The following is a 12,128-nucleotide window of genomic DNA, read 5'->3' on the forward strand; positions in this document are numbered from 1 at the left end:
ATCTATCTGCATTTAAGATTAATCTATTTTGCTTTGAAGTAATAGCACTCGTCCAGTTCGTTGAACAGTACAGTATAATCACCCGGTTTGCAACTGATGGTAGCTCCATCAACAAATGAGCCAAACGGGAATACCTCTCCACCCCAAGTCTTGTCGCCGGAAGTAAATTTGGCTTTGCAGCTTGCCGCGATTGTTATGTCGGCATACCATACATGTGAATGCTCCATGGTAACTTTGGTCATGTTTACAGATTCCGAACCATAAATCAATGTGACGGCATCATATTCTGTCGGTTGAGTTTCAAAAGTAGTAGCTTTCATTGTCAGTTTATTTTCAAGCGTATTGAGATGAAGTGTGTACCAGCCGGCCGCATTCACTTTAATATTTTGAGAGTTCTTGTCATTTACCAAATTGGTGAATCCTTCGCTGTCAGCATTTCCCCATTGGTCGTCCCATGCACCGGGAGTAGCCACTACCTTAAATCCTTTATCTGCTGGGATATATCCTGTGTAGGTAAATTCTCCTTTACCAGTATTGGCATCATACGCATATCCTTTTACCAGTGACATCGAGAAATAAGCGGTACCTGCTGCCATTGTCGGATTTCCCCAGGGAACTTCACCGATGAAATCGCCCAGTAAATAATAAGTGGCAGGAACGGCATCAGATATATCCATATAATAAGGTATAACTTTCAATTCAATCGAATTGGAATGTATAGGATACCCTTTATCTCCGATATGTGCGTACAAACGTACAAATACACTCATCGGTTCGCCGTCATAATCATTCTCCGATGTCCAGCCGGCAAGTTTTACGATTGCCTTATTCAATTCCTGTGTGTTGGCATCCACTTTGGCTGATGTAGATATGGAAGGTAGTGTCAGATAAGAGGCGTCTGCCGTTTCCGTTTCATCAGTCCATTTGTCTGTTAAATCCGCTTGCATGGTGTAAGTCACTACGGCAGGGTAGCCATAGTCCGGTTGCATACAAGTCAACTCGATATTCTTGGATTGATTTAGGTCATAGACGTTGTACGTTGCATTGGCAGGGGTGTTCAATACAAAAGTAGTAGGTTCCTGTATGGTAGGATTTGAGTCCCTGTCATCCTCGCAGGCGGTCAGCAGGGCTGTCGCTACTAGTATGGACGTCAATATATTTATTTTTTTCATATTACTCTGTTTATTTAAAAGTATAACTTCGGTCTGATTTAATACTCGGGATTCTGATCCAGATTTGTATTCGCATTGATATCATTGGCAGGAATAGGATAAATGTTGCGGAACTCTTTTATTTCAGTACCTTGTTTTTCTCCACCTTTCCAATCCCAGTTATAGTCGGTGTGTCCGCCGAAATCGCCGAAACGAATCAAGTCAATGCGGCGGCGACCTTCAAACCAGAACTCACGTGCCCATTCGTCACGGATGTCCGTCAATGTATATGAATCAGATTCGGCGGCGTTCGCACGCTTACGGATTTCATGCATAGCGTCTATGGTCTCCTGAGTAGAAACACCATTGTTGGCACGGATGCTGGCTTCTGCTACAATCAGATAAGCTTCTGCCATACGAAGAAGAGGTATATCCATATCAGGATTATCCGTATCGCTTGTCAGTCCGTTGTCTGCACGGATGTTCGAGAATTTGGCACATGCGAATCCGTCCGTAAAGCTCATATTGTCTCCTGTCGACGTACTTCTCTGCACTCCGCACATCAAGGCACGGTCATCTTTTGCTGCCACTACCATCTGGTCTTCCAATACGGAAGGAGCATCATTTACGTTTGGGAAGAATTTGGCTACCATTGCCTGACGACAATGCGGGCCGCCCCATCCTTGCTTACTTCCCCAGGGATTCATGCCTGTGTCACTTTTGTGCGTACCTGCAATCAAGAACAGCGAACCACCCCAACTCTTGGTTCTCACACCATCCTGCAAAATGGGAAGTATCACTTCCTGTCTTGCCTTGTTGACATTGCTGCCATCATTATCTGCCATGAACAGGTGTTTGTAGACGGGAGCCAGTTTATAGCCGGAACCAATCACTTTTTGGGCATATTCCTTGGCTTTTCCCCATTGAGGCGTGCCGGTATAGACTTCTGCGTTGAGATACATACGTGCCAGCAATAACCAGGCGGCAACACGGTCTACACGGCCGTAAGTCGTTTGAAGCGGCTGTGCCAGTGTGGCGGTAGCGTCGTCACCGATTTCTTTCAACTCTTCTTCAATCTTCGCGAAAAGATCCGCACGTTGTATTTGCTGAGGCTTCTCTGTCGATACTTTATCGCAATAAGGCGGATTGCCGAACATATCCATCAGGTAATAGTTATTCAAAGCACGGATAAAACGTACTTCTGCACGTTGGCGTGTCGTTTCATCATCTGTCAGTCCTTCCGTTTGTTCCAGGAAGTAGTTGCACAATGTGATGTCAAATGTCAGACGGTAATAGAGTCCTGTCACGATTTCATTGGAAGAACTCCAACTGCAATCGGCAATAGTAGCGACACCGGCATCGTTCCATGAATTGACAATCGCTTCATCTGTCATCAATTGGTTGGCACACCAAGTCATACGGTAGAAAGAGGAAGTACCTTCGTCGATGTCGTCCAAGTCACCGCTTCCGTCGGGGCCTTTCTGACCTGTCAGTCCGAGGGTTCCATATATCTTGTTAAAAACGCTTGCCTGGTCGAATGTCATCACTATATTCGGGTCGATAGGAGTCGCATCCAGGTCACCGATACATGAAGTCACGCTGACTGCCAGTAATAGTGAGGCAGCCGATAGGATTGATTTTATATATCTGAATTTCATAATTGGTATTTTTAGTAGGTTTAGAAATTAAGGCTTAAACCGATTAATGTAGTCAGAGGACGCGGATAAATATTGTTATCCAATCCCTTTTCTACTTCAGGGTCAAGTCCTTTGTATTTGGTGATAGTGAATACGTTCTGTACGGCTGCATATACGCGTCCGCCAATCGGAGCGGCAAACAGCTTTTTGAACGAATATCCCAAAGTGATATTGTCACATTTCATGAAGGAGGCATTCTGTACGAAGTAATCGGACAGTAAGGTGTTGTCGTTCTTGCTTTGGATATTGTTTGCCACTCCCATCAACGGGCGGTTGTTGAGTGCGCCGAATGAATAGACTGAGGTCGGGTTGCAGTCGGAACCGCCTGCTTCGACAGAGTTATACACATAGTTGTTCAGGCTGGCGCGCAGTGAGAAACTGAAATCCCATGACTTGTATGAAAGACGGGAAGTAAGTCCCATAAGTACGTCGGCTGTCGGCTTTTTGTAGAAGTAGCGGTCGTCACCGTTAATCGTTCCGTCTCCGTTGCGGTCTACAAATTCGTTCTCTATAGGCTTTCCATTCTCGTCATACACTTGCTGGTAAACATAGAAGGAAGAAGCCGGATGTCCTACGGCGTGCGCCATTGCTTTCATATCACGTCCGCCACCGATATTGTCTCCGGCAGCAACATAATAATTTTCGCTATCTCCGGTAGTTAATTTGGTGATTTCGTTTTTGTTGTAAGTGATATTGAAGCCAAGATCCCATGTCCAGTCGGTAGTTACAACCGGTTTTGAATTAATGGAGAATTCGATACCTGAATTTTCTAATGAACCGACGTTGGACAATACCTTGTTTTTGAAGTTCGTTCCGGCAGAAACGAATACGCTGTTCAGCAAATCGGTGGTCTTACGATAGTAATAATCCACAGCACCGTTGATGCGGTTGTTCAGGAATCCGAAGTCCAGACCTACATTATAAGTGGTCGTCTTTTCCCATTTCAAGTCCGGGTTGTATGCATTCGGGCGGTAAGTGATTCCCTCTCCCAGGATAGGATAGTAAGCCCCGTCTTTGTTTGTCTCATAAACAGCCAGGTACGGATAGTCGCCCGAATTGATATTCTGCTGACCGGTAATACCATAGCCAAGACGAAGTTTTAAATCCGAAAGTACATCAACATCTTTCAGGAAAGCTTCTTCTTTCAACTTCCATCCCAAGGCAAAAGACGGGAACAATCCCCAACGGTTGTTTTTGTGGAAACGGGAAGAACCATCCTGGCGTACGGTTGCCGTAAACAGGTAACGGTCCAGCAGTGTGTAATTGACACGACCGAAGAAAGATACCAGATAACTTTCCGTAGCCGAACCACTTGAGGTATTGTTGTAACGCTGACCTCTGTTCTCTACCACGTTGTTCGACAGCGGATAGAGTCCCCAATATTCCTGGTCGGACGTATCATGGAAGTGCTGCCATTCATAGCCTGCCATTACATCGAAACGATGTTTGTCAGTAAAATCTTTGCTGTATTGCAGGTAAGCATTCAAAGAGAGGTTGTACTTGTCTTTCTGTTCCCAGCCATAGCTGCCATAATAGTTGTTGGTCGAAGAATAGGGAGAGACATCCGTATATTGCTTACCCGTAGAGAGGTCCATGCCACCGTTCACGTGTGCGTGCAAGTCCGGCAAGAAATGAAACTTATAATCCAGTTCCAGATTACCGATTAAAGATTTGGAGATGGCACGGTCGTCCTTTTCTTCCAACAAGGCAACCGGATTACCCGGAGCATTGCTGTTGAAAGTACGTTTCCATGTGTCGTCATTCAAAGAAGAAGCGTCCGTATTCCATTGGAAATATCCGTCGAAATAATATTGATGGTAAGGATCGTCGGAGCGGACGGACTGTGTAGGGTCAAAGCTGACCGCAGAACCTACCGCACTACCGTCAGCGTAGCGGTTCTTGGCAATCATACCTTTCAGGTTGGCATTTACTTTCAGATGGTCTTCAAAGAAAGAAGGAGCCAAGCTGACAGAAGCCGTATAACGTTCGAACTTGGATGTTTTCACAATACCGTTCTGGTTGGTATAACCGAACGATACACGGTAAGGCATATTCTTCAATCCACCGGAAATGGTGAGGTTATGGTCTGTACTTACGGCTGGGCGGAATATTTCTTTCTGCCAGTCGGTGTTGGCATTTCCTAATTTGCTATAAGCTTCGCTGTCTTCTCCCCAAATGTCTTTGATGAAAGAACGGAACTGGTCTCCGTCCATTACGTCGACGGTAGATTTTACAGTGCTGACAGATACATTGCCGTCATAAGAAATGGTAGGACGTGCGCCTGCCTGACCTTTCTTCGTTGTAATGATGATAACGCCATTAGAAGCACGCGAACCGTAGATGGCGGTAGCCGAAGCATCTTTTAATACGGTAAAGCTTTCAATATCATTCGGATTGACCATAGACAGAGGATTGGCCAAACCTTTCACTCCCTTATTATCCATTGCCAGACCGTCGATTACAATCAGCGGGTCGTTTTCTGCAGTCAGTGAAGAACCGCCACGAATACGAATCGTTGCGCCCTCGCCCGGAGCTCCGCCTTTGCTGATAACGCTTACACCGGCAATCTTACCAGTCATCATATCCTGTGCGTTGGTAATCAAACCTTTGTTTAGTTTGTCCGGTTTGATGGCCGTAACCGAACCGGTCATATCGTTCTTTTTCACCGAGCCGTAGCCGATAACGACTACTGCGTCCAGTACTTGAGAATCATCTTCCAATGTAACCATTACAGTAGAAGCCGCTTTCACTTCTGCTGATTTATAGCCGACGAATGAAACGGAAAGAATGGCATCTTTCGGTACATTCAACATAAAGTTACCATCGAAATCAGTTATTGTTCCATTGGTTGTACCTTTCACCAGTACGTTAGCACCGATGACAGGCTCACCCGTTGTGTCTTTCACATGCCCCTTGACAGCTATTTGCTGAGCAAATGCTCCAATGGAAAGGAAGAGTCCCACCAATAATGTGAGCAGGGCTTTTAGTCTTAAGCTCTTTTTCATGTCTCTAATTTAAAGTTATTTTATCAAAATCAAATATATCTCTCTAAAAAATACCTACTGAAAACTATATTCTCTTCAATCTTATTCCCTAAAATTTCTTTAGTCCTTTTACTTCCGCTTTATCCTTTACTTCCTTGATACTGATGGCATAACCGCCACCGTTGGCAGCGCGCAAGTTCAGTTTGCTTTTGTTTGTCAGGATACCTTTTTTGATGGTATAAGCTTGCGGATTTTCTTTCCAGTCGGCATCTTTAGCATCCGCATAAACAGTGGCAATGTATTGTTTTCCCGGTGTGAGGAAGTCGAATACCAGTTTGGAAGTATGACCGTTCTCACCGGCTGTACAACCTACATACCAGTCGCCTGTACCTTTTGCCTTACGGGCGATAGTGATATATTCTCCCGGTTCTGCTTCCAGATAGTTTGTCTCGTCCCAGTCGATTGCCACGTCTTTGATAAATTGGAAAGCATCCATGAAACGTTCGTAGTTTTCAGGAATATCGGCAGCCATTTGCAGCGGGCTGTACATGGTCACGTACAAGGCTAACTGGCGGGCGATGGTAGAACGTACCTGTGAATTGTTTGCAGGATTCATCTTGTTACAATGAGTTTCGAAGATACCCGGAGTGTAATCCATCGGGCCGCCGACCAAACGGGTGAAAGGAAGTATAGTTGTGTGATATACTTTGTTTCCGCCGAATGATTCGTATTCGGTTCCGCGTGCGGATTCGTTGCCGATTAAGTTAGGATACGTGCGGCAGATACCTGTCGGGCGGGTTGCTTCGTGAGCATTTACCATGATTTTGTAGTCGGCTGCTTTCGTCACTGCATACAGGTAGTGGTTGTTCATCCATTGTCCGTAGTGGTGTTCGCCGCGCGGAATGATATTGCCTACATAACCGCTCTTTACAGAATTGTAACCGTTGTCTACCATAAACTGGTAAGCCTTGTCCATATGGCGTTCGTAGTTGCGGACAGATGCGGAAGTTTCGTGGTGCATCATCATCTTGATACCTTTGCTCGCTGCGTAACGATGTACTTCTTTTACATCGAAATCCGGATACGGAGTGACGAAGTCGAATACATAGTCCTTGCTATTGCCGAACCAGTCTTCCCAACCTTCATTCCAGCCTTCTACCAATACAGCGTCGAACCCGTTTGCTGCGGCGAAGTCAATATAGCGTTTCACGTTGGCAGTGTTGGCAGAATGTTTGCCGTTCGGCTTAGTTTTGGAGTAATCCGTTTCTCCCAGTTTTACGCTGGTCAGTTCGTCGGTATAAGCCCATGAACCTTTTCCGGTAATCATATCCCACCATACGCCGATATATTTCACAGGCTTCACCCATGAAGCGGCATCTGCGATTTTGCATGGCTCATTCAGGTTTAGAGTGATGCGGGATGCAAGAATATTGCGGGCATCATCGCTGACGATAACGGTACGCCACGGAGTATTGCAGGGAGTTTGCAGATAACCTTTGTCTCCTTTAGCATCCGGAGTCAGCCAGGATTCGAATACCATATTATTGTCGTCCAGATTCAGGTGCATGCAAGAGTAATCGATAAGAGCTGCTTCGTGAAGATTGATATATAAACCGTCATCCGTTTTCATCATCAGTGCAGTCTGTACGCCTGTCTGTGAGAAAGGAGTCTGAGAAGAGTTCGGAGTAATGGCTTCTTTCATCAAACCTCTGATTTCTGACAGGCGGGAGATAGTGTAATCATATTCCTGAGTGTCATAGTCGCCCGGTATCCAGTAAGCGATGTGGTCGCCTGCCATTGCAAACTGGGAATGTTCTTCTTTGATGATGAAGTAGTTCAGAGATTTCTGCTGCGGGAATTCGTAGCGGAATCCTAAACCATCGTTGAACAACCGGAAACGGATAAGGATAGAACGGTCGTTCATGGGCTGATACAGCGTGGCTGCCAGTTCGTTATAATGATTGTGGATTTCTTTTTCTTCTCCCCATACCGGTTGCCAAGTTTCGTTGAATGTGGAAGTCTTGACGTCTTTCACTTCGAATCCGTTATAAAGATTAGTCTTTGAATCAAGTTTTGTCAGATCCCGGCGGTCTACCCAGTCGAAATCTGTGCGGGTATTATCTTCTTTCTTTAATTCCAGTCCCAGGGTACTTGGTTTGATAACCGTTTTGCCTTTATAAATCAAGTCGTACGTTGGAGCACCTTCTTTGTTAACCTGGAAGGTCATTACTAGATTTCCATCCGGCGAAGTGAGTTTCTGTTGTGCATTCGCTATAAACGAGATACAGAAAAATGCGATAAGCAAAAGATTCTTTTTCATTTTATTTTTATGGTATTAAATTGTGAGCTAACCTATGTTTTTATTCCTTTTGTTTCGGATATTGCAAATGTAGCGACCGTCTGAACTGAGTTTTCCAATTAGAATAAAAATACAAGTTAGTATAAACTTTATTATTTTGATTTATAGCTAAATAACTGCTTGGGTACTTCGGATAAATATAAGTCGTAGTGAACTTCTTTAAAAGGATAAAAGGTATATCCCACGGCTCGGAAGTGTTAAATCCTTTCCTAATTCTACTTTTTTATCTTCCAATACATTGTATGCAGAAGTATCAGGCAGTATTTCCCGGTAAGTATCCAAACTGATAGTCTGTTCCCGGTCTGTTCCATTCAGGAGAACAACGACTGATTTATCACCCTGTTTCCTTTCGTACGCATAGATACCTTTACTCGGTGCGAAGTGTTTCAGTTTTCCTTTGGCTATAACTTCGTTTCCTTTTCTCCATTGGAGCAGTTTCTTCAGATAAGAGAAAGCTTCATTTTGTAGCGGAGTGCGGTTTGCCGCATCGAAGTAATTATGAGTATCATTTTGCCAGCCGCCCGGAAAGTCACAGCGAAGTAATCCGTCACCGTTGGCTTTATCGGCAGCCATCAGGATTTCTGTTCCGTAATATATTTGTGGAATTCCGCGTGTTGTCAGAAGGAACACTAATGCTTGTTTGTATCGGTTCAGGTTTTTAGTATCCGCTTCCGAACGATAAAAACGGGAAGTGTCGTGATTATCCAGGAAAGTCAATAGATTCATCGGGTTGGCAAAGACGATATCTTGCGACAGGTATTCGTAAAGCCGGCACAGTCCGCCGTTCCAGTCGGTTGTTTCTTCATCAAAAGCCCTGTTCATATGTTCCATCAATGGGAAGTCCATGACAGTGGGCAGGTAGGTGTTTTTAGGATAGGTCAGTTTGCTGTCTTTTTGCCAATAAGAGATAAGTACATTGCTGCCTAACCAGGTTTCGCCTACAATATTGAATTTGGGATATTCTTCGTTCACTGCCTTGCACCAATGAGCCATCATGTCAAAGTCTGCATAAGGGTGCGTATCTTGGCGGATTCCGTTAATACCGGCATACTCTATCCACCAGATACTGCTCTGAATCAGATAAGTAGCTACATGGCGGTTCCGTTGGTTGAAATCCGGCATAACCTGGCTGAACCAACCGTCAACTGCTATTTTCTTTTCGTAATCAGAAGCATACGGGTCTAGTTGGGTGGCAGTCTTAAAACTTGTCTGCACATAGTTGCCTTTGAAGTTGAACCAGTCTTTGGATGGCATATCCTTATATAGATAGTTTTCACTACCGCAGTGGTTGAAAATCATATCCATGACTACTTTCATCCCTTTGGCATGTGCCTGGTCTACAAGGTTCCGGAATTCTTCATTATTCCCAAAGCGGCGGTCTGCCTGATAATAATCAGTGATGGCATAACCGTGGTAAGAGCCTTCCTTCATGTCATTCTCCTGAATCGGATTCAGCCATATGCTCGTCACACCTAAGTCTGCGATATAATCCAGATGCTTTTCTATCCCTTTGAAATCACCTCCATGGCGGGCGAAGGAGTCGTTGCGGTCTACTCTGGCTTCCAACATTCCGGAAATTATATCATTAGAAGAATCACCGTTAGCAAAACGATCCGGCATAATGAGATAAAGCACATCGCTAGAGTTGAAACCTTCTATCTGAGAAGAACCCGGCTTTCTTTCTTTGAGTTCATAAGGAATTACAGTCTGTTTTTTACCTTGTTTCAGAATCATGTTGAATGTCTGCGGGGCTGCTTCCGAGATATTCAGATAGACAATCAGATAATTTGGATTTTCTAGCTTGACAACCTCTTGCAAGGTGATGTCTTCGGAAGAGATACTGACTTCTGCAAATGCTATATGTTCTCCATATAGCAAAACCTGCAACTCCGGATTTTTCATACCTGCCCACCAAAAAGCAGGGACTACTTTTTTTATGACAGTTGCGGCATATACCGGGCTGCAACCAAATAGTAGTACAAGTAAGATTACAAATAGAAAATTCTTTTTCATGGTAACATAGATTTTAAATGTTTGCTCGGCGAACCGATGTTGCAAATGTAGGGGGATAGGGGAAAGCATTTGGGGACTAGAATATAAATATAAATACTTGTGATGCTCATTTTGTTGAAAATGAATGCATTGCTTGTGAAAAGACTATGAGAAAATACAAGTAGGAATTAAAATTATTTTGACCGTCTGTTTCATAATCATTACTATATTCATTATATTTGTGACATCTTTAAAAAGTAACCTATGAGAAATATAGCCTATATCTTAGCTTTTCTTTTAGTTTGTCCGACTTTACTGTTTGCGACACAGACGGATGATAATGCGGCAGTCCTTAAAAGACTGGATGATATTATAAATAAGAAAGAGACTTTTCAGGTTCAGAAAGAGAAAGCTATTGATGCGCTGAAAATGCAGCTCGCTCATTCGGTTGCTCCTGCTGATAAATATCGCTTGTATGGTTCTTTGTTCGATGCTTATCTTCATTATCAGGCAGATTCTGCACTTTATTATATAAACAGGAGACAACAGCTTCTCCCCCAACTGACCCGTCCGGAATTGGCAGATGAGATAATAATTGACCGTGCAACAGTATTGGGAGTGATGGGAATGTATATTGAAGCCATGAAAGAACTGGAGAGCATAAATTCGGAGAAGCTGGACAAACAAACATTACTATCCTATTATCAGACTTATCGTGCCTGTTATGGTTGGCTTGCAGACTATACCACTAATAAAGAGGAAAAGAAGAAATACCTGACAAAGACAGATTTATACAGGGACTCTATCATTGGTATAATGCCGCCCGAAATAAACCGTACGATTGTACTGGCTGAGAAATGTATCGTTACAGGTAAGGCTGATACAGCTTTGGTGATGCTCAGCGACGCGTTGAAGGATGCGGTTGACGAACGTCAGAAAGTCTATATCTACTATACGCTGTCCGAAGCATATGGCATGAAAGGCGATATGGAAAAAGAAGTATATTATCTGATATTGACAGCTATTGCCGATTTGGAATCTTCGGTCAGGGAATATGCTTCATTGCAGAAACTGGCACACTTGATGTATGAACTGGGCGATGTAGACCGCGCTTACAAATATCTGAGCTGTTCGATGGAAGACGCCGTAGCTTGCAATGCCCGCCTGCGTTTTATTGAGGTGACGGAGTTCTTTCCTATTATCGACAAGGCTTATAAACTGAAGGAAGAAAAAGAACGTGTGGTTTCACAGGCAATGCTTGTCAGCGTCAGTCTGTTGTCTTTCTTTCTCCTTATTGCTGTTTTCTATTTGTATCGTTGGATGAAGAAACTGTCTGCCATGCGGCGTGACTTAAGCTTGGCGAACAAACAAATGCAGGCAGTAAACAAAGAACTGGAACAGACGGGGAAAATTAAAGAGGTGTATATCGCCCGCTATCTGGACAGATGCGTCAACTATCTGGATAAGCTGGAAACTTACCGTCGTTCACTGGCGAAGCTGGCTATGGCGTCACGTATTGAAGACTTGTTCAAAGCCATCAAGTCCGAGCAGTTTATCCGTGACGAGCGGAATGAATTCTATAATGAGTTTGATAAGTCTTTCCTGAAACTGTTCCCGAACTTTATTACCGCCTTTAATGAACTGCTGGTAGAAGAAGGGCGCATATACCCGAAATCCGATGAACTGCTGACAACGGAACTCCGCATTTTTGCCCTTATTCGCCTGGGAGTGATAGATAGTAACAAGATAGCCCATTTTCTGGGCTACTCTTTGGCGACTATCTATAATTATCGTAGCCGGATGCGTAACAAGGCTGCCGGTGATAAGGACAGGTTTGAGCAAGATGTGATGAATTTGTAATATGGCATCCGGATAATTTCTTCTTTTTTTTCTACCTTTCCTCTAAAAAGAAAAATCTCCTGCTCTTATATTCGCATGTAACTTA

At 43.9% G+C, this 12,128-nt stretch carries 6 protein-coding genes; 1 reads left to right on the forward strand and 5 read right to left on the reverse strand.

Annotation, left to right across the window (positions count from 1 at the left end; translation table 11 throughout):
* Positions 1 to 23: 23 nt before the first annotated feature.
* The 5 genes from DW173_RS21355 to DW173_RS21375 all read right to left on the reverse strand — a co-directional run bounded on the left by DW173_RS21355 (position 24) and on the right by DW173_RS21375 (position 10,204).
* On the reverse strand, positions 24 to 1,172 hold the full coding sequence (locus DW173_RS21355) for a SusE domain-containing protein (RefSeq protein WP_120145183.1): 1,149 nt from the start codon (positions 1,170 to 1,172) through the stop codon (positions 24 to 26).
* Between the two features lie 38 nt (positions 1,173 to 1,210).
* The gene (locus DW173_RS21360; protein ID WP_008016762.1) at positions 1,211 to 2,809 is read right to left on the reverse strand and encodes a RagB/SusD family nutrient uptake outer membrane protein; all 1,599 of its coding nucleotides are present in this window, start codon (positions 2,807 to 2,809) and stop codon (positions 1,211 to 1,213) included.
* 20 nt (positions 2,810 to 2,829) lie between these two features.
* Positions 2,830 to 5,853: a SusC/RagA family TonB-linked outer membrane protein gene (locus tag DW173_RS21365; RefSeq protein WP_120145184.1), complete on the reverse strand. Its 3,024-nt coding sequence runs from the start codon at positions 5,851 to 5,853 to the stop codon at positions 2,830 to 2,832.
* Between the two features lie 88 nt (positions 5,854 to 5,941).
* Complete coding sequence (locus DW173_RS21370) at positions 5,942 to 8,152, reverse strand: glycoside hydrolase family 97 protein (RefSeq protein WP_120145185.1); 2,211 nt, start codon at positions 8,150 to 8,152, stop codon at positions 5,942 to 5,944.
* Positions 8,153 to 8,350: 198 nt separating this feature from the next.
* Positions 8,351 to 10,204 (reverse strand): glycoside hydrolase family 13 protein, encoded by a 1,854-nt coding sequence (locus DW173_RS21375; RefSeq protein WP_120145186.1) that lies wholly within the window; start codon positions 10,202 to 10,204, stop codon positions 8,351 to 8,353.
* Positions 10,205 to 10,447: 243 nt separating this feature from the next.
* Here DW173_RS21375 and DW173_RS21380 point away from each other — a divergent pair, with 243 nt between their 5' ends.
* Positions 10,448 to 12,043 (forward strand): DUF6377 domain-containing protein, encoded by a 1,596-nt coding sequence (locus DW173_RS21380; RefSeq protein WP_004312987.1) that lies wholly within the window; start codon positions 10,448 to 10,450, stop codon positions 12,041 to 12,043.
* Positions 12,044 to 12,128: the final 85 nt, after the last annotated feature.

The sequence above is a fragment of the Bacteroides sp. AM16-13 genome, from assembly GCF_003602705.1.
GTDB lineage: Bacteria > Bacteroidota > Bacteroidia > Bacteroidales > Bacteroidaceae > Bacteroides > Bacteroides xylanisolvens.